Raw genomic sequence first — 25,500 nt, 5'->3', positions numbered from 1 at the left:
TCGTGGTTGAAGATCGTTCGGTGTTTCCGGGGGAAGGGAAGCGGCACTCATGAGTTCGGCGACGGTACTCGACTCGATCATCGAGGGAGTCCGAGCCGACGTCGCCGCCCGCGAGGCCCTCATCCCGCTCGCCGACATCAAAGCCAAGGCCAAGGACGCGCCGCCCCCGCTGGACGTGATGGCCGCGCTGCGCGCCCCGGGGATCGCGGTGATCGCCGAGGTGAAGCGTGCGAGCCCCTCGCGCGGCGAACTGGCCCCCATCGGGGATCCGGCCGAACTCGCGAGCGCCTACGAAAGCGGTGGTGCGCGCATCATCAGCGTGCTCACCGAACAGCGTCGCTTCAACGGATCGCTCGAGGACCTGGACGCGGTGCGCGCCGCGGTGTCAATCCCGGTGTTGCGCAAGGACTTCATCGTTCGGCCCTACCAGATCCACGAGGCGCGCGCCCACGGCGCGGACATGCTGTTGCTCATCGTCGCGGCGTTGGAGCAGCCGGTGCTGGAGTCGTTGCTGGAGCGCACGGAATCGCTGGGCATGACCGCACTGGTCGAGGTGCACACCGAGGAGGAGGCCGACCGTGCGCTGTCCGCCGGCGCCGCGGTAATCGGCGTCAACGCACGCGATCTCAAGACGTTGAAGGTCGACCGGGATTGCTTCGCGCGGATCGCTCCGGGATTGCCGACCGACGTCATCCGCGTCGCGGAGTCCGGGGTCCGCGGCACCGCTGATCTGCTGGCGTACGCCGGTGCGGGTGCTGACGCGGTGCTCGTCGGTGAGGGTCTGGTCACCAGCGGTGACCCGCGCAGCGCCGTCGCCGATCTGGTCACCGCAGGCACCCATCCGTCGTGCCCGAAACCAGCGCGTTGAGAAGTGGCCGATCTCGCCGGGCCTGAGCTGCCCCGTTCCAGCGCGGCCGTAGCCGAGCCCACGGCCCACGACCCCGACGAGCGTGGCCACTTCGGTGTCTACGGCGGAAGATTCGTCGCAGAGGCGCTGATGGCCGTCATCGAGGAAGTCACCACGGCCTACGAGAAGGCGCGCGGAGATCAGACCTTCCTCGACGAGTTGGATCGCCTGCAGCGGCACTACAGCGGGCGCCCTTCACCGTTGTACGAAGCCGAACGGTTGTCCGAGCACGCCGGCGGCGCACGAATCTTCCTGAAACGAGAAGACCTCAACCACACCGGATCCCACAAAATCAACAACGTCCTCGGCCAGGCCCTGTTGGCCAGGCAGATGGGCAAGACCCGCGTGATCGCCGAGACCGGCGCGGGGCAGCACGGGGTGGCGACGGCGACGGCGTGCGCGCTGCTCGGCTTGGAGTGCGTCATCTACATGGGTGCCGTCGACACGGCGCGCCAGGCGTTGAACGTCGCGCGGATGCGTCTTCTGGGGGCGACGGTGGTGTCGGTCGAGGCGGGCTCGAAGACATTGAAGGACGCGATCAACGAAGCGTTCCGCGATTGGGTGACCAACGCCGACAACACCTACTACTGCTTCGGCACAGCCGCCGGACCCCACCCGTTTCCCACGATGGTGCGCGACTTTCAGCGGGTGATCGGACTCGAGGCGCGCGCCCAGATCCAGGCGCAGGCGGGCCGGCTGCCCGATGCGGTGACGGCCTGTGTCGGCGGCGGATCCAACGCGATCGGAATCTTCCACGCGTTCATCGATGACCCCAACGTGCGGCTGGTGGGTTATGAAGCCGCCGGTGACGGTGTCGAAACCGGACGGCACGCAGCGACTTTCACCGGGGGATCACCGGGTGCGTTCCAAGGCTCATTCTCATACCTGCTGCAGGACGAAGACGGTCAGACCATCGAATCACATTCCATTTCAGCGGGTTTGGATTATCCAGGGGTCGGGCCGGAGCACGCGTTCCTCAAGGACATCGGCCGCGCAGAGTATCGGCCGATCACCGACACCGAGGCAATGGACGCGTTCTCGTTGCTGTGCCGCACGGAGGGGATCATTCCTGCGATCGAGTCGGCGCACGGACTCGCGGGTGCTTTGCAGCTAGGGCAAGAGCTCGGGCCCGGAACAATCGTGCTGGTGAACCTTTCCGGACGTGGCGACAAGGACGTCGAGACCGCGGCGAAGTGGTTCGGCTTGCTGGACGGTGCACCGTGAGTCGGCTGGCACCGTTGTTCGACACGTGCCGAAGCGAGGCGCGCAGTGCGCTGATCGGCTACCTGCCGACGGGCTTTCCCGATGTGCGCGGCTCGATCTCGGCGATGACTGCACTGGTCGAAAACGGGTGCGACCTCGTGGAGGTCGGCATCGCATACTCCGATCCCGGTATGGATGGCCCGACGATCGCGGCGGCTACCGAGGCGGCGCTGCGCGGGGGAGTGCGGGTGCGAGACTCGCTGGCCGCGGTCGAGGCGATCACCAATGCCGGCGGCAGGGCCGTGGTGATGACGTACTGGAACCTCGTGCTGCGGTGGGGTATCGACGCATTCGCTCGAGATCTGGCCTCGGCGGGCGGCCTCGGGATGATCACGCCCGATCTGATTCCCGACGAAGCCGACGAATGGCTCGCGGCCTCGGAGACCTACGACTTGGACCGGATCTTCTTGGTGGCGCCATCATCCACACCGGAACGGCTGACGATGACGGTGCAGGCATCACGCGGATTCGTCTACGCCGCATCGACAATGGGTGTGACCGGTGCGCGTGACGCAGTGTCGACGGCTGCGCCCGAACTGGTTCGCCGGGTGAAGGCCGTCTCGGATATCCCTGTTGGCGTGGGCCTTGGGGTCCGGTCGGGCGCCCAGGCAGCCGAGATCGGTGCCTACGCCGACGGAGTGATCGTGGGATCGGCGTTGGTGTCGGCGCTGCAGAACGGTGTCGAGGCGGTCGGAGCGTTGACAGCCGAACTCGCCGACGGCGTCAGGCGAAGGGTTACTGCGTGACGACGACTGTCTTGGCCGCCATCCCCAGCCCGGCTCAGGGCGTCTGGCAGCTCGGTCCCGTGCCGATCCGGGCGTACGCGGTCTGCATCATCGTCGGCATTGTGGCGGCGCTGATCATCGGTGACCGGCGCTGGGAAGCGCGCGGCGGCGAACGCGGGGTCATCTACGACATCGCCTTGTGGGCCGTGCCGTTCGGATTGATCGGCGGTCGGCTCTACCATGTGGCGACCGACTGGTGGCGCTACTTCGGGGACAACGGTGCCGGGTTGGCCGGCGTGATCCGAATCTGGGACGGCGGTCTCGGAATCTGGGGAGCCGTCGCGTTCGGTGCCGTCGGCGCGTGGATCGCCTGCCGGCGCAGAGGCATTCCGCTGCCCGCGTTCGGGGACGCGATCGCGCCCGGAATCATTCTCGCGCAAGGGATCGGTCGCCTCGGCAACTATTTCAACCAGGAGCTGTGGGGCGCCGAAACGACGCTGCCCTGGGCGCTGAAGATCTACGAGCGCCGAGATTCATCCGGCATGATCGACAATCTCAACGGCGTGTCGACCGGTGAAGTCGTTCACCTCGTCCACCCCACTTTTCTGTACGAACTGCTGTGGAATCTGCTGGTTTTCGTGGTTCTCATCTACGTCGATCGCCGTTTCAAGTTCGGCCACGGCCGCCTGTTCGCGTTGTATGTCGCGTGCTATTGCGTGGGCCGCTTCTGGATTGAGCTGTTGAGGGTCGACGACGCGACGCTGATCGAGGGCGTCCGGATCAACTCCTTCACGGCGACGTTCGTGTTCATCGGCGCAGTTGTCTACATCATGGCCGCGCCGAAGGGCCGCGAAGATCCCGCAAGCCTGCGGGGCGAGCCACAGCCGGAACGCACGACCGTCGAGGAGCTGACCGAGGAACTGGCCGCCGTGGCCTCGACGACAGGGGTGGTGGCGGCTGCCAAGGCTGCGGCCGCCGACGAAGACGAGACATCGAAAGCAACCTCGGAAGCGGTGAAGGCCGAATCGCTCACGGCAGATGTTCCGGAGGGCGAGGAGGTCCCGGTCGAGGACGTGTCGGCCGAGGAGCTCGGCGCGGACGTGGCAGGTGTGCCGGCGGACGACGTGGAAGAGGCCGAGGAGTTCGCAGCAGAGGGCGACGAGGAATCGGCGGAAGAGCCCGAGACTGAGATCGAGGCGGTCGCAGAAGCTGAAGCTCTCGCCGAAGAGGTGGACGAGGCGCCTGCCGAGGAGATTCTCGAGGCGGAGGAGTTCGCCGAGGCCGGTGCAGCGGCCGACACGGGCGGTGTCGGTGCGGTCGAGGGTGAGGAGGCCAGCGACGCGCTGGTCGACGCCGCCGAGGTCCACGAATCTGCGGTCGAGCGCGAGGCAGCGGCCGAGGATCTGGCAGACGGGGCGGGGGCACGGACGAGTGTGGTGCCACCGGCGAAGGCGCGGCGCAGGCTGCGGTTCTGGTCGAAGCGCGGGCGGAAGGACGTCGCGGAGGAGCCCAGTGGAGCTGCCGACGTAAGCAGTGCGGCGGTAGCGGATGCGCCCGCCGAGGCGGAGTCGGTCGTTGAGGCCGGCGGTGTGGGTGCCGTCGAGGGTGAGGAGGCCAGCGACGCGCTGGTCGGCGCCGCCGAGGCCCACGAGTCGGCGGTCGAGGGTGAGGCAGCCGCCGAAGAGTTGGCCGATGAGGCCGAGGCTGAAGCCATCGACGAGCCCGACGCTGGCGTGCCCGAGACGGAGGCGGTCGCTGAGGCCGAGGCGCTGGCTGAGGGTGTGGACCAGGCGCCGGCGGAGGAGATTCTCGAGGCGGAGGAGTTCGCCGAGGCCGGTGAAGCCGGTGACGCCGGTGGCGTGGGCGCGGTTGAGGGTGAGGAGGCCAGTGACGCATTGGTCGACGCCGCGGAGGCCCACGAGTCGGCGGTCGAGGGTGAGGCAGCCGCTGAAGAGTTGGCGGACGAGGCCGAGGCTGAAGCGGCTGACAAGGTTGAAGCCGACGAAGGGACGGACGAGACCGAGACCGAGACCGACGAGGCTGACGCCGACGCAGCCGCCGTTGCCGGTGAACCCGCCGATGCCGGTGGTGTCGGTGCGATTGGGGGTGAGGAGGCGAGCGACGCGCTCGGAGACGCCGCCGAGGCGCACGAGTCTGCGGTCGAGGGTGAGGCAGTCGCCGAAGAGCTGGCGGACGAGGCTGAGGCTGAAGCCGACGAAAGCGACGAGCCGACTGTTGCCGGTGAACCCGCCGATGCAGGTGGTGTCGGTGCGGTCGAAGGTGAGGAAGCCGGCGACGCCCTCGCAGACGCTGCCGACGCACATGAGTCGGCGGTCGAGGGCGAGACGGTTGCCGAAGAGTTGGCAGCCGCGGCCGAGGCTGAAGCCAATGAAAGCGACGCGACTGATGCCGGTGAACCCGCTGACACCGGTGGCGTCGGTGCGGTCGAACGTGAGGAAGCCGGCGACGCGCTCGCAGACGCTCCTGAGGCACACGAGTCGGCCGTCGAGGGCGAGACTGTTGCGGACGAGTTGGCAGACGCGGCCGAGGCTGAAGCTGCTGAGGCGGCCGACGAAGCCGAGGAGTCGGCCGACACGGAAGCGACGGAAGATGTTGCGGTGAGCGAAGAATCGCCCGACTCCGACGCTGATGACGTCAGTAGTGTGGGCGCGGTCGAAGGTGAGGACGCCAGCGACGCGCTCGTAGACGCTCCTGAGGCGCACGAGGCAGCCGTCGAGGCTAAAGCCGCAGCCGAAGAGCTCGCAAGCAAAGCCGAGGACTCGGACGGCCGGCGAGTGCGTAAGTGGCTGCGCCGCCGTCGGAGAGGTTAGACCTTTCTCCCGGGTTCTCCACAGCCCGACTGTCGAATGCGCTGTGCTGTCGGTGGGTTCGAGTAGTGTCGAACTCATGTTCGAAGACGCTTCCGCTGGCGATCTAATCACCCTTATGGGTGAAGAGGCTCGCGAGGAGGCTGCGGCGATGGGGCGCCGGCTGGCGCTCGTCGCCGAACTTTACGCACGGCGCGTCACCGAGCATATCGAAGCCAAGATGTTTCTAACCGATGTCGCTGTCGTCGTAGCGGCAGAAATATCGCCCGTTCAGAACATCAGTCATGCCCGCGCGCTCAGTCAAGTACATGCGGCGAACACGTTGCGCGAACGGCTTCCGCGGGTAGCAGAAGTGTTTCGACGCGGGTGGATCGATTACCGGGTGGTGGCCACCATCATGTCTCGCACCGAGAACGTCGAGCCCGACATCATGCCCGCGCTCGATGAGGCGCTGGCTGCCAGGGCCGAGAAGTGGATGAAACTGTCTGGTCCCAAACTGATTGACCGCGTGGACATGTTCGTAGCACGCTTCGATCCGGAAGCAGTGCGGGTCCCGCGACGAGCCGAAGACAATCGCCACATCAACGTCGAGCCGGGCTGTCCAGGGATGGCGTGGATCGGGGGCAATCTGCGGGCGACCGATGGTGCGGCACTGGACAACCGACTGAATGCTTTGGCCACCACGGTGTGCGAAAACGATCCTCGAACCCAGCAGCAGCGCCGCGCCGATGCATGTGGACCGCTGGCTCGCGGGGAATCCACACTGCCCTGTGAATGTGGGCTCGACGACTGCCCCGCAGCCGCAGAACGCGCGGCCGCAACGACGGCCATCATCCACGTGCTTGCCGAGCAGGCCACCCTCGAGGGGGGCAGTGACAAGCCCGGTTACCTGAAGGGCTTCGGGGTGCTGCCCGCCGAGTCGATTCGTAAGACTGCCAAGACCGCGCAACTGAAGCCGTTGACCGTGCCGACCAAAGCCGACAACGGGTACCGGCCCAACGTGGCGCTGCGCGACTTCCTGCAGTGGCGAGACCTGACCTGCCGATGGCCGGGCTGCGACAAACCGGTGCACCAGTCCGACGTCGACCACACCACTCCTTGGCCCCAGGGTCCGACGCATCCGTCGAACACCAAGCACTACTGCCGGACTCACCATCTGATCAAGACGTTCTTCTGTGGACCACGTGGCTGGACTGATCAACAGTTGGCCGACGGCACAATCGAGTTGATCGGGCCCACGGGACACGTGTGGCGCAGCGAACCCCATGGCGCAAACATGTTTCCGGCACTCGGGCAGTCGACGGGCGAGCTTGAGATTCCCGCCGATACCGCGCCCGCTACGGTCGACCGAACCCTGATGATGCCCCGGCGCAAACAGACACGCGAAGACGACCGTCGCGATCGCATAAAAGCCGAACGTCGCCAGCGCGCCGAGCTGATTGCCGAAGAAGAACGGCAGCGGCAAGCCTGGCTGGCCGCCAACTACCAACCGCCACCGTTCTGACACGCGCGGTATCGGCACTTGCGAAGTCCTTCCGCGGTCGCTCCAGCGAATCAGATTGAGCGACAATCTCTTGACCTTTGTCGGCTACGACCGCCGGGTTCGTCGAGCCTCCGCAAACATCGGGGCAATGCCGTGAGGCCAGTGCGCACAGAATTCTTACTGACTGGCACCACCCCCGTCTGGCATGCTGGGTGCCATGACGGAGCCGCAGTTCGGTGGTAGTGAGCATGGCAGCACGCCCCCGCAAGAGCCGAATTACCAGCCGCAATATCCGCCCCCGCCAGGCAGCGAGTACGGGCCGCCGCCGGGGGGTTACCCGTCGGCATACGGCGATCCATTGGCGCCCTACGGCCGTCACCCCATTACGGGCGAACCCTATTCCGACAAGTCCAAACTCGTCGCGGGGCTGCTTCAGCTGCTTGGCCTCTTCGGCCTGGTCGGCATCGGCCGCATCTACCTCGGCTACACCGGGCTGGGTATAGCGCAATTGGTCGTCGGCCTGATCACGTGCGGTATCGGCGCCATCATCTGGGGCATCATCGACGCCATCATGCTGCTCACCGACAAAGTCCGCGATCCTCAGGGGCGCCCGCTGCGCGATGGCACCTAGCGTCGGCACGAGCCGCAAGCGGCTTTACGGCGCACTCGGTGCAGGCGCCGTCCTGACTGGCGCGCTGGCCTACATCGGCATCGCCGATCCGCATCGCCCGGGTTTCATCTTTCCGGCCTGCCCCTTCAAGGCGCTCACCGGTCTGGACTGCCCCGCCTGCGGCGGACTGCGCATGACGCACGATCTGCTGCACGGCGATCTCGCTGCGGCCGTGGTGGACAACCTCTATCTACTCGTCGGCCTTCCCCTTTTGCTGACGTGGCTTCTGGTCCGATGGCGCCAGAGCAAACCGGTGATGAACACCCCGATGATTGTCGTGATTGTGGTCTCAGCCCTGACCTGGACAGTGGTACGCAATCTTCCCGGATTCCCGCTGGTCCCCACGGTTCTCGACGGGTGAGCGCTTAGCCGCGCTGATACAATCGGCTGCGGGCCGGTGCAGTCCCGGACATGAACACTTCCGGACTGCGAAGGTGCCCCCTCGATGCTCTTTTCGACATTCCCCGAACCCCAAGGTCTCTACGACCCGGCCAATGAAGCGGATTCCTGCGGTGTCGCCATGGTCGTCGACATCCAGGGCCGACGCTCGCACTCCATCGTCGCCGACGGGCTGACCGCCCTCGAGCATCTCGACCACCGCGGCGCCGCAGGCGCCGAGACCAACAGCGGTGACGGTGCGGGCATTCTCATCCAACTGCCCGTCGAGCTGCTGCGCGAGGTCGTCGACTTCGACCTCCCGGCCCCTGCGCTCGACGGAAGCAACACCTTCGCCGCAGGTATCTGTTTCATGCCTCAAGAACCCGCGGCCCGCGCCGCCGCCCGCGAAAGCGTAGAAGCCATCGCCGACGACGAAGGGTTGAAGGTGCTCGGCTGGCGTCTCTTGCCGATCGATCCCCTCGGCGCAAACCTCGGTGCCACCGCGCTGGGTTGCATGCCGCACATGGAGCAACTGTTCGTCGCCTCGACCACCGAGGTCGGCGGCATCGAACTCGACCGACGCGTCTATCCGCTCCGCAAACGGGCCGAGCGCGAAGGCGTCTACTTTCCGTCGCTGTCCAGCCGCACCATGGCGTACAAGGGCATGCTCACCACAAAGCAGCTGCCACAATACTTCTCGGATCTGCGCGACAAGCGCTGCCGTAGTGCCATCGCGATCGTGCACAGCCGGTTCTCGACGAACACGTTCCCGTCGTGGCCCTTGGCTCACCCCTTCCGCTACGTCGCCCACAACGGTGAGATCAACACCGTTCGCGGCAACCGCAATCGCATGCGCGCACGCGAGGCGATGCTCGCCAGCGAGAACATCCCCGGCGATCTGTCCCGCCTGTTCCCGATCTGCACGCCGGAGGCTTCCGACTCGGCCTCCTTCGACGAAGTGCTCGAACTGCTGCACCTCGGCGGTCGCAGCCTGCACCACGCCGTGCTGATGATGATCCCGGAGGCCTGGGAGAACAGCGCCACCATGGACGACGCCGAACGCGCCTTCTGGCAGTTCCACGCATCCTTGATGGAGCCTTGGGACGGTCCCGCGTGTGTCACCTTCACCGACGGCACGCTCGTCGGTGCGGTGCTGGACCGCAACGGATTACGCCCCGGCCGGTGGTGGCGCACGATCGACGACCGCGTCATCCTCGCCAGCGAGAGCGGCGTGCTCGACGTGCCGTCAGCGCAGATCGTCGCCAAGGGCCGCCTGCAACCAGGCAAGATGTTCCTGATCGACACCGGCGCTGGGCGCATCGTCACCGACGACGAGATCAAGGCGGACCTGTCGGCGCAGGAGTCTTACGGCGAGTGGTTGCACGCCGGCCTGCTCGACATCGCCACCCTGCCCGACCGCACCCGTGTTCAGCCCAACCACGACAACGTCGTGAAGCGCCAGATCGCCTTCGGCTACACCGAAGAGGATCTGCGCGTGCTGCTCACACCGATGGCCGCCTCGGGGGCAGAGCCGCTCGGCTCCATGGGCACCGACACTCCAACCGCGGTGCTCTCACAACGGTCCCGACTGCTCTACGACTATTTCGTCGAACTCTTCGCACAGGTCACCAACCCGCCGCTGGACGCCATCCGCGAAGAGATCATCACATCGATGGCCCGGATCATGGGTCCCGAACAGAACCTGCTCGAACCGTCCGCCGCCTCATGTCGCCAGATCGTGCTGCGCTGGCCGATTCTCGACAACGACGAGCTCAACAAAATCGTTCACATCAATGACGACGGTGAACACCCCGGCCTGCGCACCACCGTGCTGAAGGCCCTCTACGACGTCGAGCGCAGCGGCGAAGGGCTTGCCGACGCTCTCGAGGACCTTCGCACTAAGGCCTGTGAGGCGATCGCCAAAGGCGCACGAACGCTTGTCATCTCCGATCGGGACTCCGACCACACCCGCGCGCCGATCCCGTCGCTGTTGGCCGTTTCGGCCGTGCACCACCACCTCGTGCGCACGAAGGAGCGCACCACCGTCGCGCTGGTGGTCGAGAGCGGTGACGCCCGCGAGGTGCACCATATCGCGATGCTCATCGGATTCGGCGCCGCCGCGGTCAACCCGTACCTCGCCTTCGAGTCGATCGAAGACCTCGTCCGCGAAGGGGAACTGACCGGCATCGAACCCGCCGCCGCAGTACGCAACTACTGCAAGGCCCTCGGCAAAGGTGTCATGAAGGTGATGAGCAAGATGGGCATCTCCACCGTCGCCTCCTACACGGCCGCGCAGGCCTTCGAGGCGGTCGGCATCGACAAAGATGTCATCGACGAGTACTTCACCGGCACGCCAAGCCAGCTCGGCGGTGTCGGCCTCGACGTGATCGCCGAAGAAGTCAAACAACGCCACCGCCGGGCCTACCCGGAGAACCCGACCGAGCGTGTCCACCGACGCCTCGAGGTCGGCGGCGACTACGCGTTCCGCCGAGAAGGCGAACTGCACCTGTTCACCCCCGAAGTCGTTTTCCTGCTGCAGCATTCGACGCGCACCGCGCGCCAGGACATCTTCCAGCAGTATTCCGACGAGGTGAACCGCCTCAGCCGCGAAGGCGGAACTCTGCGGGGCCTGTTCGAGTTCAAGAAGGTCAGGCCGCCGGTACCGCTCGACGAGGTGGAATCCGTCGAGGAGATCGTCAAGCGGTTCAACACCGGCGCCATGAGCTACGGGTCCATCTCGGCCGAGGCCCACGAAACGATGGCGATCGCGATGAACAACCTCGGCGGCCGTTCGAACTCCGGTGAGGGCGGCGAGGACACCGATAGGCTCTACGACCCCAAGCGTCGCAGCGCCGTCAAGCAGGTCGCCTCTGGCCGCTTCGGTGTCACCAGCGACTACCTGGTGAACGCGACGGACATCCAGATCAAGATGGCCCAAGGGGCGAAACCCGGTGAAGGGGGTCAACTCCCGGGCTTCAAGGTCTATCCCAACATCGCCAAGACGCGACACTCCACCCCAGGGGTCGGCCTCATCTCGCCGCCGCCGCATCACGACATCTACTCCATCGAGGATCTCGCGCAGCTGATCCACGATCTCAAGAACGCGAACGACCAGGCGCGCATCCACGTCAAGCTCGTCAGCAGCGTCGGCGTCGGAACCGTCGCCGCAGGCGTGTCCAAGGCCCACGCCGATGTCGTGCTGATCTCGGGTTACGACGGCGGCACCGGGGCGGCACCCCTGACGAGCCTCAAGCACGCCGGCGTGCCGTGGGAGATCGGACTCGCCGAGACTCAGCAGACGTTGATGCTCAACGGGTTACGCGACCGGATCACCGTTCAGTGCGACGGCGGAATGCGCACTGCGCGCGATGTCGTCGTCGCCGCGCTGCTCGGCGCCGAGGAGTACGGCTTCGCCACCGCCCCGCTCATCGTGTCCGGCTGCATCATGATGCGGGTCTGCCACCTCGACACCTGCCCGGTCGGGGTCGCCACGCAGAACCCCGAACTGCGCGCCCGGTTCACCGGCAAGCCCGAGTTTGTCGAGAACTTCTTCCGCTTCATCGCCGAAGACATCCGTAAGTATCTGGCGGAGCTCGGTTTCCGGACCCTCGACGAGGCGATCGGGCACGCCGAGCTGCTCGACACCGTCACGGGCGTCCAGCATTGGAAGACCCAAGGTTTGGACCTGTCACCGATCTTCGCCGTGCCCGCCGACGGGCACACGGGCCGACCCTCGCCTCGCCGCAAGGTCCGCGAGCAATACCACGCACTGGATCAGGCGCTCGACCAGACGCTGATCCAGCTCGCCGAGGGTGCACTCGAGGACGCCCATACCGTCCGGCTCGAACTGCCCATCCGCAACGTCAACCGCACCGTCGGCACGCTGCTGGGCTCCGGGGTGACCCGGCGCTACGGCGCGCAGGGCCTGCCCGACGGCACCATTCACATCACCCTGACCGGCTCTGCGGGCCAGTCGCTCGGTGCGTTCCTGCCACCGGGCATCACCCTGGAACTCGTCGGCGACGCCAACGACTACGTCGGAAAAGGCTTGTCCGGCGGCCGGATCGTGGTGCGGCCGCCCGAGGACGTGCTGTTCCTGGCCGAGGACAACGTGATCGCCGGCAACACGCTGCTGTTCGGCGCGACGTCGGGGGAGGTGTACCTGCGCGGCCGCGCCGGCGAACGCTTCGCGGCCCGAAACTCGGGTGCGCTGACGGTCGTCGAAGGCGTCGGCGACCACGCTTGCGAGTACATGACCGGCGGTCGGGTCGTGGTGCTCGGCAAGACCGGCCGCAACATGGCCGCGGGCATGTCCGGTGGCATCGCCTTCGTCCTCGGCCTGGACCACAGGCGGGTCAACACCGAGATGGTGGAGCTGCAGTGCCTCGACCCGGAAGATCTCGCCTGGCTGCGCGACGTGATCTCCCGGCACGCCCAGTACACCGGCAGCAGCCTGGCGGCCTCGCTGCTGTCGGACTGGCCAAGGCGCAGTAGCCAGTTCACCAAAATCATGCCCCGCGACTACCAGCGCGTCCTGCAGGCCACTCTCACCGCCAAGCGCGAGGGCCGCGACGTCGACACCGCGATCATGGAGGCCAGCCGTGGCTGATCCCACCGGATTTCTCAAGGTTCCGAAGGTCGAGGCGGCCAAACGTCCTGTCGATGAACGCGTGGGCGACTGGCGCGAGGTCTACGAGCAGCAGGACCCGAACCGGCGCGCCGCCGAGGTGTCCCAGCAGGCCCGGCGGTGCATGGACTGCGGAATTCCGTTCTGCCACTCCGGAACCGCGGGCTGTCCGCTGGGCAACCTGATCCCGGAGTGGAACGATCTTGTGCGCCGCGGCAGATGGGATGCGGCCAGCGACCGCCTGCACGCCACCAACAACTTCCCGGAGTTCACCGGCCGGTTGTGCCCGGCACCGTGCGAGGCGGCGTGCGTGCTGTCGATCTCGGAGGAGCAGACCGGCGGCAGCGTCACGATCAAGCGCATCGAGCAGACCATCGCCGACCACGCTTGGCTCTCGGGCGCGGTGCAACCGCAACCGGCCGCGATCGCTTCCGGTAAGCGCGTCGCGATCGTCGGCTCCGGTCCGGCGGGGCTTGCTGCGGCACAACAGCTCACGCGTGCCGGCCACGAGGTGACGGTCTACGAGCGGGACGACCGCATCGGCGGGTTGATGCGCTACGGCATCCCCGAGTACAAGCTTCAGAAGGCGACGCTGGATCAGCGGCTGGCTCAGATGCGTGCGGAGGGAACGCGATTCGTCACCGAGACTGAAGTCGGCGTGGATGTCTCCGTCGAGCAGCTCCGCGCGCAGTACGACGCCGTCGTGCTCGCCGTCGGGGCGTTGCGTGCGCGGGACTACGTGGTCGAGGGGCGCGATCTCAAAGGTGTCCACCTGGCGATGGAGCACCTCGTGCCCGCGAACAAGGAGTGCGAGGGCGACGGGCCCAGCATGATCAGCGCGACCGGCAAGCACGTCGTGATCATCGGTGGCGGTGACACCGGTGCCGACTGCCTCGGCACCGCGCATCGGCAGGGCGCGCTGTCGGTGACCCAGCTCGACTACAACCCCGAACCGCCCGAAACCCGCGACGACTCGCGCACACCGTGGCCCACCTGGCCGCTCGTATTGCGGACCCGGCTCTCACCGGCCCACGCCGAGGGTGGCCACCGGCGCTACGAAGTTGCCGTCCAGCGATTCGTCGGCGACGACAGCGGGAACCTTCGCGCTCTCGAGATCGCCGAGGTCAAGGTCGAGCGTGACCCAACCGGCCGTCGCGTCATCACCCCGGTCGGCGAACCGATGGAAATTCCCTGCGAGCTGGCGTTGTTGGCCATCGGTTTCGACGGCGTCGAACACATGCCGCTCCTCGACCAACTGGGCCTGACACTGAACCGGCGCGGCGCGCTGCCGTGTGGCTCTGACTGGCAGACCGACGTACCCGGCGTGTTCGTCTGCGGCGACGCCCATCGCGGCGCCTCGCTGATCGTCTGGGCGATCGCCGAGGGCCGTAGCGCCGCGCACGCGGTCGACACGTTCCTGATGGGGGAGTCGGATCTGCCTGCCCCGGTGATCCCGGGTGCTCTTCCGCTGGCCGTCGTCTGAATCGATAACGACTATGCTCGAGTGTCGTGAATAGACGCGGAAAGATCGTCTGCACCCTCGGTCCGGCCACCGCGACCGATGACGCCGTCCGTGCCCTGGTCACAGCGGGAATGGACGTTGCGCGGCTCAATTTCAGCCACGGCGACTATCCCGATCACGAAGCCCATTACAAGCGGGTCCGGTCCGCGTCGGACGCCACCGGCCGCGCGGTCGGCATCCTCGCCGACCTGCAGGGCCCCAAGATCCGGCTCGGCCGCTTCAAGGACGGCCCCACCTTCTGGGCTGCCGGCGAGACGGTGCGCATCACCGTCGACGACGTCGAGGGAAGCTCTGACCGCGTTTCGACCACCTACAAGCGGCTGGCCGAGGACGCCACCCCCGGTGACCGCGTCCTTGTCGACGACGGCAACGTCGGCCTCGTCGTCGAGAGCATCGAGGGCAACGACCTCGTCTGCACCGTCACCGAGGGCGGTCCGGTCAGCAACAACAAGGGCATGTCGCTACCCGGGATGAACGTCTCGGCGCCGGCGCTGTCGGAAAAGGACATCGACGACCTCGAATTCGCCCTGCGCCTCGGTGTGGACTTCGTCGCGCTGTCGTTCGTCCGGTCGCCGGCCGACATCGAACTCGTGCACGAGGTGATGGACCGGGTCGGTCGTCGAGTGCCCGTCATCGCCAAGCTCGAGAAGCCCGAAGCCATCGACAATCTCGAGGCAGTGGTACTGGCATTCGACGCGATCATGGTCGCCCGCGGTGACCTCGGCGTGGAGTTGCCGCTCGAGGAAGTGCCGCTGGTGCAGAAGCGTGCGATCCAAATGGCAAGGGAGAACGCAAAACCCGTCATCGTCGCGACTCAGATGCTGGAGTCGATGATCGAGAACTCGCGGCCCACCCGGGCCGAGGCGTCCGATGTCGCCAACGCGATCCTCGACGGCACCGACGCGGTGATGCTCTCCGGTGAGACCTCCGTCGGCAAGTATCCGCTCGAAGCGGTCAAGACGATGGCACGCATCATCAAGGCGGTCGAGGAGAATTCGGTGGCCGCACCGCCGCTCACGCACGTGCCCCGGACCAAGCGCGGCGTAATCTCCTATGCCGCCCGCGATATCGGCGAGCGCCTCGATGCGAAGGCGCTGGTCGCCTACACCCAGTCGGGTGACACGGTGCGCAGGCTCGCACGGTTGCACACGCCGCTGCCGCTGCTGGCGTTCACGTCGCTGCCGGAGGTGCGCAGCCAGCTCGCGCTGAGTTGGGGCACCGAGACGTTCATCGTCCCGCATATCCAGACCACCGACGGAATGATCCGCCAGGTCGACAAGTCGCTGCTCGAGCTCGGTCGCTACAAGCGAGGGGACCTGGTGGTCGTCATCGCCGGCATTCCGCCCGGCACAGTAGGCTCCACGAACCTGATCCATGTGCACAGAATCGGCGAGGACGACGTGTGACAGCGGACTTCGACGAACTGCTCGAGGTACTCAATCTCCGCCAGATCGCCGACGACATCTACATCGGCTCGCACCCCAGCAAGAACCCCGTGCGGACCTTCGGCGGGCAGATGATGGCCCAGTCGTTCGTGGCGGCCGGCCGCAGCTTGAAGCACCCCACACCGCCCAGTGCGTTGTCGGCCCACTTCATCGCGGGTGGGGATCCGGAGAAGGATCTCGAGTTCCACGTGGTGCGACTCCGTGACGAACGGCGCTTCGCCAACCGCCGCGTCGACGTCATGCAGGACGGCCTCCTGCTGACGACGGCGATGGTGTCCTTCCTGGCCGGCGGTCGCAGCCTGGAGCACGCGATCGCGCCACCCGACCTGCCCGACCCGGAGTCGGTGCCGCCGGTGGACGACCTGCTGCGCGGCTACGAGGAAGTCGTCCCGCATTTCGTCAACGCGTTGCGGCCCATCGACTGGCGCTACACCAACGATCCGAGCTGGGTGATGCGCCACAAAGGCGAGAAGCTGGCGCACAACCGTGTGTGGATGAGGGCGCTCGGCCAGATGCCCGACGATCCGGTGCTGCACGCCGCCGCGCTCGTCTACTCGTCGGACACCACCGTGCTCGACTCGATCATCACCACGCACGGCCTGTCATGGGGTTACGACCGGATCTTCGCGGTCACCACCAACCACTCGGTGTGGTTTCACCGGCCCGTGCACTTCGACCAATGGTTGCTGTACTCGACGGCCTCACCCGTGGCCGCCGACTCCCGCGGTCTGGGAACCGGCCACTTCTTCGATCGGTCCGGTCAGCCGGTCGCCACCGTGGTGCAGGAGGGTATCGTCAAGTATTTCCCGCCCCGCTGACTACGGCGTCGGCGTGATCGTCACGTCGAACTGGTCCTCGACACGGTGTTGGAACTCCTCGGCACACTGCTGCACCGCATCCTGGTCGTTGCCCGCGCGCGATATGCAGTCGATGTAGTCGCTGCCGCCCACCTCGTTGAAACCCCAGACGGCCAGCCAGATGACGACGATGGCTTCGATGATGCTCAAGAACCCGAGCACGATGCCGGCGATGGCGATACCGCCGTTGGTGGCCTCACCGCGCTTGGCCCTGCCCCAGCCGATGAAGCCGAGAATCACGGCGACGACACCGAGGACGACGCCGCCGAAGACCGACAGCAGCGCGATGATCGCGACCACCAGGGCCGCGATGCCGATGCCGTTCTTGGGGGCGCTCGCCGGCGGTGGATAGCCGTAACCCTGCGGCGGAGGCGGGGGATAACCGCCCGGATAGGCGCCGTACTGCGGCTGTGACGGAGGCGGCTGCGGCTGTGACGGCGGTGGCGGCGACTGCGACGGCGGCGGTGGTGTTTGGGGTGGCGTTTGCGGTGGCGTCTCGGGGTTTTCCGGCTCGCTCATGCCGAGGAGGTTACTCCGCGACCAGCGAGGATGACGGTAGGACACTCGAGGTGCTCGGGCAGATGATGTGTGGCCACGACGACCGCGCGGTCGGCAGCAAACAGCGCACCCGGAGTCAGCAGGTCGACCAGAATCCGGTGGGCAGCGGCGGCGTCGAGATGCTCGGTGGGTTCGTCGAGCAACACCGTCGGGGCCGTGGTGAGAAGAGCGCGCGCCAACAACAGCCGCCGACGCTGCCCGGCGGACACGGCGACCGCCCCGCCGATCAGCACCGTGGACAGCCCATCCGGCAACGCGTCGAGCCAGTCGCGCAGACCCACCCGTTGTAACGCGGCTCGAATCTCGTCGTCGCTGGCATCACCGCGCGCCACCAACATGTTGTCGCGCACTGTGGTGGCGAACAGGTGGGCGTCTTCGGCGAGAAAGACTGCGGTCGGGTCGCTCTCGGCCATGGACAGCAACAGCGTGGTCTTGCCCGATCCGCTCGGGCCCACGATCGCGAGGCGGTCGCCGGGCCCCACAGAGACCTCGGGAACGGTCGGCCGCTCGCGCGGCGAGTCGATCGGCTCGCTGATCTCGGCGAGGCGGCGCGCCGCGATACGCGATCTGGTCAACTGCACGGCGGCCGCGGGCAATGCGGCGCTCGCCTCGAACGCCGACAGCGGTAACAGCATCAGGATCGCGAGCGTCGTCGGTGCGACCGAGTCGGCGATCGCGATCGCGGCGATCACGGCGCCGAACACGCTGGCGCCGATCGCCGCGGTCGAGGCCGCGGTCGCCACCGCGGCGGGTGCCGCCGCCATGTCCGTGGCTTGTCCCCAGTTGCGGTGACGACGCTCGACTTCGGCGAGGACCGCCTCGAGGCGTCCGCAGACCCGAAGCTCCAGAGCATGGTCGAGGGCGTGCATCACCGCCACATCACGTCCCGAATGATGTTGCGTGGCCGCATCTTCCGTCGCCTCGGCGGCCCGGGCTGCCATCACGGGCGCGACGACGCCCGCGATCAGCAGACACAGCGCCAGGACGACGGCCGCCTCGAGGGAGATGAGGCCGATGCCGACGACGGCGGCCAGCCCGAGTACGGCGGCCACCGCGATCGGCAGCACCGCCCGCACCACGACGTCGGCCAGGTCGTCGACCGACGCGCCGATCCGGGAAACCAGTTCACCGCTGGGCATTCGCATCGCGGTGTCGGCAGGCGTTTCGGCCAGGCGGCGGTACAGGGCCTCGCGGGTGTCTGCCGCACAGCGCAGCGCGGTGTCGTGTGACGCCAGCCGCTGGCAGTACCCCAGGACACCGCGAGAGATGCCGAGCGCACGCACCGCGACGACCGCGACCGTCAGGTGCAGCACCGGCGGCATCTGCCACGCCCTCGTGATCAACCAAGCCGAAATCGCGGCCAGCGCCAGCGCGCTGCCCAGCGACAGGACACCGAGCACCGCCGCGAGCGACAGTCGCCCCAGCCGAGCTCTCAACAGTTCACGCATCGACGAACTCCCTCATGACGAGCACCCGGTCGCCGATCGCGCGCACCGGAGCCCGGTGACCGACCACCAGCACCGTGGCGCCGGCGCGGGCCCGCGCGACGATCGCGTCGAGCGCACGGGCTTCCATCGCCGCATCGAGATGCGACGTCGGCTCGTCGAGCAACAGCACCTCCGCGGTCGAACCCAGCGCCCGGGCCAGCCCCAGCCGCTGACGCTGACCGAGCGACAGTCCCGTACCGTCGCGACCGAGCACGGTCTCCAGGCCCTGGGGGAGCGTTGCGAGGACTTCGTCGAAACCCGCTGAGCGGCAGGCCTCGTCGAGGTCGGCAATCGGCCCGAACAGCTCGAGGTTGTCGCGGACGGTGCCCGGCACCAGGACCGGACGATGCGGTAACCAGGAGACCTGGTGCCACCATGACGGCAGGTCGAGGTCGCCGACATCGATCCCGCTGATCGAAACCTCGCCAGGATGCAGGCCGAGGATCGTGTGCAGCAGCGTCGACTTACCGGCACCGTTGGGACCGGTCAGCACCGTCACCCGGCCCGGCGCCACATCCTCGTCGAGGGCTCCGAGGTGGATGGTGGCCCCGGCCGCCGGGACCGTGCGGGTTCCCGCTGGTCGGCTGGGCAGTTGGTCGAGGAGTCGGAGTGCGGCGTCGGCCGCCGTCTTGCCGTCCTGGGCGGCGTGAAACTCCACCCCGACGCGGCGAAGCGGCCAGAACACCTCCGGTGCCAGCAGCAGCGCGGTGAGGCCCGCGGTCAGTGTCATCTCGCCGAAGACCAGCCGCAACCCGATGCCGACGGCGACGAGCGCGACGCCCAACGTGGCCAGCAGTTCGAGGACCAACGCCGACAGAAACGCCATCCGCAGGGTGGACATCGTCGAACGGCGATGCGCCGCAGCCAGTTCGGTGATGCGCCCGACAGAGCCTTCGAGTCGCCCCAACGCCCGCAGCGTCGGTATGCCCGCCACCAGGTCGAGCATCCGTGACTGCAGTGTGCTCATCGCCGACAAGGCGGCCTCCGAGCGTTCCTTGGTCAGCAGCCCGATCAACACCATGAATATCGGAATGAGCGGCAGCGCAATCAGGACGATGAGTGCCGAGCGCCAGTCGACCACGGCGATCACCAGCACCGCAGCCGGGGTGAGGATGCCCGCGAGGAACACCGCAGGCAGATACGCCGTGAGAAACGGTCGTAGACCGTCGAGGCCACGAGTGATCAACGCGGCCGCGGTGTCGCGTTCGGCGGCGAGGAGTCGCGGTGGCAGCGCGGTGACCGCATGGAGCACCTGGGCGGACAGGTCGGCGATCACCTGCGTGGCGCCCGTCGAGGCCAGCCTGCTCTGGAGCCAGTGTGCGACGGTGCGGATCACCCACAGCGCCACCAGAAGTGCGAGGGGGCCGGCCCAGTGGCGGAGGTGGCGCGTGGTGGGGTCGGTGATCACGCCTGCCACGACATCGGCGAGCACGACGGCCGCACCAATGGTCGCGCCGGTGATGAGCACCCCGCACAGCACCGATGCGACCAGGTAGCGACGCATCGCAGGCGAGGTCCGCCACAGGTTCATGTCCGCCGCCGCGTCAAACCCGCGGGATCGGGAATCCGGTCGGCCGAGATGCGTTGCCGGAAAACCCAATACGTCCATCCCTGATACACCAGCACCAGCGGTGCGAAGATGAGCGCCGCCCAGCTCATGATCGTCAACGTGTACGGGCTGGAGGCCGCGTTGTCGATCGTCAGGCTGTAGGCGGGATCGATCGTCGACGGCATCAGGTTCGGGTAGAGCACGCCGAACAGCAGAACCACGACCGCTGCGACGGTCAGAGTGGTGTACGCGAAAGCCCAGCCTTCTTCGGCACCGCGCCACACCCGAAGGGTCGCCGCCAGTTGTGCCATACCCGCGACGACAAGCACGAGCCATGTCCAGGCCTTGCCGTACTCCAGCTGCGTCCACAGCCCGAACGACGCCAGTACCGCCGTCACCGGCAGTGCCAGCCGGCCGGCGACTCGCAGTGCGTTCTCGCGCACGGCGCCATCGGTTTTCAACGCCACGAACACCGCGCCGTGGAACAGGAACAGTCCGGCGGTGGTCAGGCCGCCGAGCAGCGTGTACCCGTTGATCAGGTCGCCGATCGAGGTGCGTAGCTGCTTGTCGGCGTCGACGGGAAGCCCGTGTACCAGCGCCGCGAACGCGACACCCCACAGCACGGCGGGCACCCACGATCCGACAGCGATCCCGATGTCGGCCCACCGCCGCCAGCCGGGATCGTCGATCTTGCCGCGCCATTCGATCGCCACGACGCGCAGGATCATCGACAGCAGGATCGCCAGCAGCGGGAGATACAGGCCCGAGAACATGGTCGCGTACCAGTCGGGGAAGGCGGCGAACATGGCGCCGCCGGCGGTGATCAGCCAGACCTCGTTGCCGTCCCAGACGGGTCCGATGGTGTTGAGCACCGCGCGACGTGACCGTTCGGGGTCATCGCCGCCCTTTCCACCGAACATGCGCATCAGCATGCCGACGCCGAAATCGAAGCCCTCCAGGACGAAGAAGCCGAGGAACAGACCGGCCATCACCACGAACCACAGTTCGGCAAGCGCCATTGTCACCACTCCTCTCAGTACGCGAACGACAACGGCGCGACCTCGTCGCTACCGGGTGGCAGCGGCGCGACGGGTTCGGAGTCGTGTTCCTGCGGACCCTCGATCGTGTAGCGGCGGATGAGCCAGAACCAGATGACCGCCAGCGCCGCGTATACCAGCGTGAAGGCCACGAGCGAGAGCACCACCATGCCGACCGGGTGCCCGGAGACCCCGTCGGCGACCGTCAGCCGAATCATCGGATCCCCGGTCGGATTGGGCACGACCACCCACGGTTGACGGCCCATCTCGGTGAAGATCCATCCGGCGCTGTTGGCCAGGAACGGCGCGGGTAGCGCCACGAGGGCGAAGCGGGACAGCCGGCGCGACTGCGGAATCCGGCGACGACGTGTCAGCCACAGCACGGTCAAAGCGAACAGCACTGGGACGGCGAGGAATCCGATCATGGCGCGAAACGACCAGTAGGTGACGAACAGGTTGGGCCGGTAGTCGCCCGGTCCGAATTTCTCGACGTACTGGTCCTGAAGGTCCTTGACGCCCTCGAGGTGAACGCCGTCGAATTCGCCTTTGGCCAGAAACGACAGCACGTACGGCACCTCGATGAGGTGCGTGACGCTGTCACAGTTGTTGTGGGTGCCGACGGTCAGGATGGAGAAGTCGGGATCGGTTGCGGTGTGGCACAACGATTCTGCCGACGCCATCTTCATCGGCTGTTGTTCGAACATCAGCTTGCCCTGGACATCGCCGGTGACGACGAGACCGAGCGTCGACGCGAGGACGACCAGGCAGCCCATGATCGCCGCCGGCCGGTACATCGTCTGCGCGTCGGAACGCTTGTCGTCTCGCGCGCGAATCATCCACCACACGCACACGCCTGCGACGAACATGCCGGCGGTCAGAAACGCCCCGAACACCGCATGCGCGAACGCGGCGATCGCGGTGTTGTTGGTGAACAGCGCGACGATGCTGGTCAACTCCGCGCGACCGGTGTCCGGGTTCAGCCGGGCGCCGACGGGATGCTGCATCCATGAGTTGGCGGCGATGATGAAGAACGCCGACAGGTTCACCGCGATGGCCACCACCCAGATGCAGGTCAGGTGCACGAGGCGGGGGAGTCGGGTCCACCCGAAGATCCACAGGCCCAGGAACGTCGACTCGAAGAAGAAGGCGGCCAGCCCCTCCATCGCCAGCGGTGCGCCGAAAACGTCGCCAACGAACCGTGAGTACTCGCTCCAGTTCATGCCGAACTGGAATTCCTGAACGATGCCGGTGGCCACGCCCAGGGCGAAGTTGATCAGGAACAGCTTGCCGAAGAAGCGGGTGAGGCGGTACCAGGACGAGTTGCCGGTGATCAGCCACGCGGTCTGCATGGCAGCGATCAACGGCGCCAGCCCGATGGTCAGCGGGACGAAGATGAAGTGGTAGACGGTCGTGATACCGAACTGCCACCGCGACACATCGAGCGCGTCCATCTCACCCTCTTCCGTGGCTGTGGCACCAGCCTACGACAGGGCGTAGTAGACGTCAGTGTGGGTTAGCTCACGGGCTCTTCCGACGCAGGTGGAGCGGCCGATCCGGCGTTGTCACGGTCCTTGAACGCCTTGCGGATCCCGAACGCGGCCACGATCTCGAAGATGCCGATCACGACCAGCGAGATGCCGGCCACAACCGTCAGAATCGCGAGCGACTCGAACGGCAGAGCGAGCATCACCACGCCCGCGATCAGGCTGATCACGCCGACGAAGATCTCCCACGCCCGCCCGGGAAGCGTCGGGTCGCTGATCGCCGAGACCGCGGTCGCTACGCCGCGGAAGATGAAGCCGATGCCGATCCAGATCGCCAGCAGCAGAATCGACTCCTGCAGGCTACGGAAGCACAAAACCGCAAGGATCAGCGCCGCGGCGCCGGAGATGAACAGCAACACCCTGCTGCCGGCGGAGACGTGCAGGCTGAAAGCGAAGATCACTTGGGCGATGCCGGCGATCAGCAGGTATGCCCCGAAGAAGATCGCAGCGACCACGATCGTCTTGCCCGGCCACACCCAGATGAGCACGCCGAGGATCAGCGCGAGAAGTCCGGAGACCAGGGTCGTTTTCCACAGATGCCGCAGCAAGTCGGGCGGCGCGGTGCTAGTCATGGCCGCAGTGTGGCATAGCGAAACGTCAATGATCGTCGCATTTCGATATCGGTTCGACTATCAGTGGTGAGGTCGCGCGCGTACGCCGTTGGGTTCCCCTGCCGCAGCGTGGCGTCTCCACTACTGTTCCGTTACCGGTGCTGCGCACCGATCCCACGACGCAGAAAGTAGGCATCCGTGTTAGGTGAGTGTCACAACCGTCGAGGTGGATTCTGGCGTTTCGCAGTCGTATTCGCCGCGGCCGGCGCCCTGGCGATGTCCGGCTGCGCCAGCGGTGGCGGAGGCGGCGGTGGGGATGCCACCAGTGCATCCCCGACGGCGCCGGCGGCGAAGGTCGACGAGATCGCCAATACCGTTCCAGAGGACATCAAGTCGAGCGGAGAGCTGATCGTCGGGGTCAACATCCCCTACAAACCCAACGAGTTCAAGGATCCCAGCGGCAAGATCGTGGGCTTCGACGTCGACCTGATGAACGCGATCGCGGCCACGCTCGGCTTGACGCCCGAATACCGCGAGGCGGACTTCGCCAGGATCATCCCGTCGATCCAGGGAGGCACCTTCGATGTGGGGATGTCGTCGTTCACCGACACCAAGGAACGCGAGAAGTCAGTCGACTTCGTGACCTACTTCAACGCCGGGACTCTGTGGGCTCAGCGACCGGAGGCGCCGATCGACCCCAACAACGCGTGCGGCAAGAAGGTTGCGGTTCAGGCCACCACCTATCAAGACACCGACGAGCTGCCTGCGAAGAGCAGGGCGTGCACCGACGCGGGCAAGCCACCGATCGAGATCGTCAGATTCGACGGGCAGGACGCCGCCACCAACGCGGTGGTGCTCGGCCAGACCGACGCGATGTCGGCCGACTCTCCGGTGACCTCGTACGCGATCAAGGAGACCAACGGCAAGCTCGAAGCCGCCGGTGAGATCTTCGATTCGGCGCCGTACGGCTGGCCCGTGCAGAAGGGATCGGCCCTCGCGCAGTCGCTGCAGAAGGCGCTCGAGCATCTGATCGAAACCGGCACCTACAAAGAGATCGCCGCCAATTGGGGCGTCGAGAACGGGATGATCGACAAGCCGGTCATCAACGGCGCCGTCTCGTAAAGGACGTTCCATGAGCGATGTCGACACGTCGTCACCCGAGGCCCCTGCCGCCATCGATGCGGTGCCGCTGCGCCATCCGTGGCGCTGGGTGGCGGCGGTCGTCATCGTCATACTCGTCGCCCTGTTCCTCTACGGCGCGGCGACCAACGACTCCTACCGCTGGTCGACGTACTGGAAGTACCTGTTCAACGAACGGGTGCTGACGGTCGGGGTGCTCAACACGCTGCAGCTGACTGTCTATTCGATGGTGCTCGCGATCGTGTTGGGTGTGCTGCTCGCGGTGATGCGGCTGTCGCCCAACCCGGTGCTGAAAGCCGTTGCCTGGGTGTATCTGTGGATCTTCCGCGGCACCCCGGTGTATGTGCAGCTCGTGTTCTGGGGGTTGCTACCCACGATCTACCAGAACCTTCGGCTCGGCGTGCCGTTCGGGCCTTCGCTGCTTGAGGTGGACCTGCAGTCGCTGTCGATCCCCTTCCTGCTGGCGATCCTCGGGCTGGCACTGAACGAGGCCGCGTACATGGCCGAGATCATCCGCGCCGGAATCAGTTCCGTGCCCGAAGGTCAGACCGAAGCCTCGACGGCGCTGGGCATGTCCTGGGGGATGACGATGCGGCGCACCGTGCTTCCGCAGGCGATGCGGGTGATCATCCCACCGACCGGCAACGAGGTGATCAGCATGCTGAAGACCACGTCGCTGGTGACCGCGGTGCCGTTCACGCTGGACCTGTACGGCATCACGTCGCGGGAAATCGCCGCGCGCATCTTCGAACCCGTTCCGCTTCTGCTGGTCGCCGCGACGTGGTACCTGGCGATCACCAGCGTGCTGATGGTCGGCCAGTACTACCTGGAGCGCTACTACTCGCGTGGTGCGTCGCGCAAGCTGACCACCAAACAACTCGAGGCGCTGGCCAAGGCGCAGACCTTGGGGGAGGCGCACCCGTGACACC

General features: G+C 66.6%; 19 protein-coding genes. 13 read left to right on the top strand and 6 right to left on the bottom strand.

The window, feature by feature from the left end; all coding sequences use genetic code 11:
- Nucleotides 1-49 precede the first annotated feature (49 nt).
- From trpC to A5790_RS24470, 11 genes are all read left to right on the top strand, one after another.
- Nucleotides 50-868 carry an indole-3-glycerol phosphate synthase TrpC gene (trpC, locus tag A5790_RS24520; protein WP_064395570.1) on the top strand — a complete coding sequence of 273 codons (819 nt, stop codon included), beginning with the start codon at nucleotides 50-52 and terminating at the stop codon, nucleotides 866-868.
- A gap of 3 nt (nucleotides 869-871) precedes the next feature.
- Nucleotides 872-2,131 carry a tryptophan synthase subunit beta gene (gene trpB / locus A5790_RS24515; protein WP_066850258.1) on the top strand — a complete coding sequence of 420 codons (1,260 nt, stop codon included), beginning with the start codon at nucleotides 872-874 and terminating at the stop codon, nucleotides 2,129-2,131.
- Nucleotides 2,128-2,916 carry a tryptophan synthase subunit alpha gene (trpA, locus tag A5790_RS24510; RefSeq protein ID WP_066850256.1) on the top strand — a complete coding sequence of 263 codons (789 nt, stop codon included), beginning with the start codon at nucleotides 2,128-2,130 and terminating at the stop codon, nucleotides 2,914-2,916. Before trpB ends, trpA begins: the two co-directional genes overlap by 4 nt.
- Nucleotides 2,913-5,726 (top strand): prolipoprotein diacylglyceryl transferase, encoded by a 2,814-nt coding sequence (gene lgt, locus A5790_RS24505; RefSeq protein WP_066850254.1) that lies wholly within the window; start codon nucleotides 2,913-2,915, stop codon nucleotides 5,724-5,726. The genes trpA and lgt overlap by 4 nt, the downstream gene beginning before the upstream one ends.
- Nucleotides 5,727-5,802: 76 nt before the next feature.
- Entirely contained in the window at nucleotides 5,803-7,227 is a 1,425-nt protein-coding gene (locus A5790_RS24500; RefSeq protein ID WP_066850465.1) for an HNH endonuclease signature motif containing protein, read from the top strand.
- A 196-nt stretch (nucleotides 7,228-7,423) separates the two neighbouring features.
- A complete protein-coding gene (locus A5790_RS24495; protein WP_064426732.1) occupies nucleotides 7,424-7,837 on the top strand; it encodes an NINE protein in 414 nt (137 codons plus the stop codon).
- The gene (locus A5790_RS24490; RefSeq protein ID WP_066850251.1) at nucleotides 7,827-8,237 is read left to right on the top strand and encodes a DUF2752 domain-containing protein; all 411 of its coding nucleotides are present in this window, start codon (nucleotides 7,827-7,829) and stop codon (nucleotides 8,235-8,237) included. Before A5790_RS24495 ends, A5790_RS24490 begins: the two co-directional genes overlap by 11 nt.
- Before the next feature lie 84 nt (nucleotides 8,238-8,321).
- On the top strand, nucleotides 8,322-12,863 hold the full coding sequence (gene gltB, locus A5790_RS24485) for a glutamate synthase large subunit (protein WP_066850248.1): 4,542 nt from the start codon (nucleotides 8,322-8,324) through the stop codon (nucleotides 12,861-12,863).
- Entirely contained in the window at nucleotides 12,856-14,364 is a 1,509-nt protein-coding gene (locus A5790_RS24480) for a glutamate synthase subunit beta (protein WP_066850246.1), read from the top strand. Before gltB ends, A5790_RS24480 begins: the two co-directional genes overlap by 8 nt.
- Nucleotides 14,365-14,390: 26 nt before the next feature.
- A complete protein-coding gene (gene pyk, locus A5790_RS24475; RefSeq protein WP_066850244.1) occupies nucleotides 14,391-15,809 on the top strand; it encodes a pyruvate kinase in 1,419 nt (472 codons plus the stop codon).
- Entirely contained in the window at nucleotides 15,806-16,666 is an 861-nt protein-coding gene (locus tag A5790_RS24470) for an acyl-CoA thioesterase II (protein ID WP_066850243.1), read from the top strand. The genes pyk and A5790_RS24470 overlap by 4 nt, the downstream gene beginning before the upstream one ends.
- Here the strand turns inward: A5790_RS24470 and A5790_RS24465 are convergent, their stop codons facing one another.
- The 6 genes from A5790_RS24465 to A5790_RS24440 form a co-directional block, all read right to left on the bottom strand.
- Entirely contained in the window at nucleotides 16,667-17,224 is a 558-nt protein-coding gene (locus A5790_RS24465; protein WP_066850240.1) for a DUF4190 domain-containing protein, read from the bottom strand.
- Entirely contained in the window at nucleotides 17,221-18,711 is a 1,491-nt protein-coding gene (locus A5790_RS24460; RefSeq protein ID WP_066850237.1) for an ATP-binding cassette domain-containing protein, read from the bottom strand. The genes A5790_RS24465 and A5790_RS24460 overlap by 4 nt, the downstream gene beginning before the upstream one ends.
- Complete coding sequence (cydD, locus tag A5790_RS24455) at nucleotides 18,704-20,281, bottom strand: thiol reductant ABC exporter subunit CydD (RefSeq protein WP_082961873.1); 1,578 nt, start codon at nucleotides 20,279-20,281, stop codon at nucleotides 18,704-18,706. The genes A5790_RS24460 and cydD overlap by 8 nt, the downstream gene beginning before the upstream one ends.
- On the bottom strand, nucleotides 20,278-21,318 hold the full coding sequence (cydB, locus tag A5790_RS24450; RefSeq protein ID WP_066850234.1) for a cytochrome d ubiquinol oxidase subunit II: 1,041 nt from the start codon (nucleotides 21,316-21,318) through the stop codon (nucleotides 20,278-20,280). The genes cydD and cydB overlap by 4 nt, the downstream gene beginning before the upstream one ends.
- Nucleotides 21,319-21,332: 14 nt before the next feature.
- On the bottom strand, nucleotides 21,333-22,787 hold the full coding sequence (locus A5790_RS24445; RefSeq protein ID WP_066850233.1) for a cytochrome ubiquinol oxidase subunit I: 1,455 nt from the start codon (nucleotides 22,785-22,787) through the stop codon (nucleotides 21,333-21,335).
- Between the two features lie 62 nt (nucleotides 22,788-22,849).
- Entirely contained in the window at nucleotides 22,850-23,452 is a 603-nt protein-coding gene (locus tag A5790_RS24440; RefSeq protein ID WP_066850231.1) for an HdeD family acid-resistance protein, read from the bottom strand.
- 255 nt (nucleotides 23,453-23,707) lie between these two features.
- Here A5790_RS24440 and A5790_RS24435 point away from each other — a divergent pair, with 255 nt between their 5' ends.
- Together A5790_RS24435 and A5790_RS24430 are read left to right on the top strand one after the other, a co-directional pair.
- Nucleotides 23,708-24,553, top strand: coding sequence for an ABC transporter substrate-binding protein (locus A5790_RS24435; RefSeq protein ID WP_082694267.1), 846 nt, complete (start codon nucleotides 23,708-23,710; stop codon nucleotides 24,551-24,553).
- 10 nt (nucleotides 24,554-24,563) lie between these two features.
- Complete coding sequence (locus tag A5790_RS24430; protein ID WP_066850227.1) at nucleotides 24,564-25,496, top strand: amino acid ABC transporter permease; 933 nt, start codon at nucleotides 24,564-24,566, stop codon at nucleotides 25,494-25,496.
- The last annotated feature ends 4 nt before the right edge of the window (nucleotides 25,497-25,500 follow it).

Origin of the sequence: Mycobacterium sp. 852002-51152_SCH6134967, from assembly GCF_001667105.1 — a bacterium.
In the GTDB taxonomy this organism is placed as follows: domain Bacteria; phylum Actinomycetota; class Actinomycetes; order Mycobacteriales; family Mycobacteriaceae; genus Mycobacterium; species Mycobacterium neumannii_A.
This window is presented reverse-complemented; position numbering and strand designations above follow the sequence as displayed.

Coding starts and splice junctions, on each gene's coding strand:
- A5790_RS24445 (WP_066850233.1), bottom strand. CDS start 22,787: ATGGACGCGCTCGATGTGTCGCGGTGGCAGTTCGGTATCACGACCGTC.
- gltB (WP_066850248.1), top strand. CDS start 8,322: ATGCTCTTTTCGACATTCCCCGAACCCCAAGGTCTCTACGACCCGGCC.
- A5790_RS24500 (WP_066850465.1), top strand. CDS start 5,803: ATGTTCGAAGACGCTTCCGCTGGCGATCTAATCACCCTTATGGGTGAA.
- cydD (WP_082961873.1), bottom strand. CDS start 20,281: ATGAACCTGTGGCGGACCTCGCCTGCGATGCGTCGCTACCTGGTCGCA.
- A5790_RS24430 (WP_066850227.1), top strand. CDS start 24,564: ATGAGCGATGTCGACACGTCGTCACCCGAGGCCCCTGCCGCCATCGAT.
- A5790_RS24465 (WP_066850240.1), bottom strand. CDS start 17,224: ATGAGCGAGCCGGAAAACCCCGAGACGCCACCGCAAACGCCACCCCAA.
- A5790_RS24440 (WP_066850231.1), bottom strand. CDS start 23,452: ATGACTAGCACCGCGCCGCCCGACTTGCTGCGGCATCTGTGGAAAACG.
- trpC (WP_064395570.1), top strand. CDS start 50: ATGAGTTCGGCGACGGTACTCGACTCGATCATCGAGGGAGTCCGAGCC.
- A5790_RS24490 (WP_066850251.1), top strand. CDS start 7,827: ATGGCACCTAGCGTCGGCACGAGCCGCAAGCGGCTTTACGGCGCACTC.
- cydB (WP_066850234.1), bottom strand. CDS start 21,318: ATGGCGCTTGCCGAACTGTGGTTCGTGGTGATGGCCGGTCTGTTCCTC.
- A5790_RS24495 (WP_064426732.1), top strand. CDS start 7,424: ATGACGGAGCCGCAGTTCGGTGGTAGTGAGCATGGCAGCACGCCCCCG.
- A5790_RS24460 (WP_066850237.1), bottom strand. CDS start 18,711: ATGCGTGAACTGTTGAGAGCTCGGCTGGGGCGACTGTCGCTCGCGGCG.
- A5790_RS24435 (WP_082694267.1), top strand. CDS start 23,708: ATGTCCGGCTGCGCCAGCGGTGGCGGAGGCGGCGGTGGGGATGCCACC.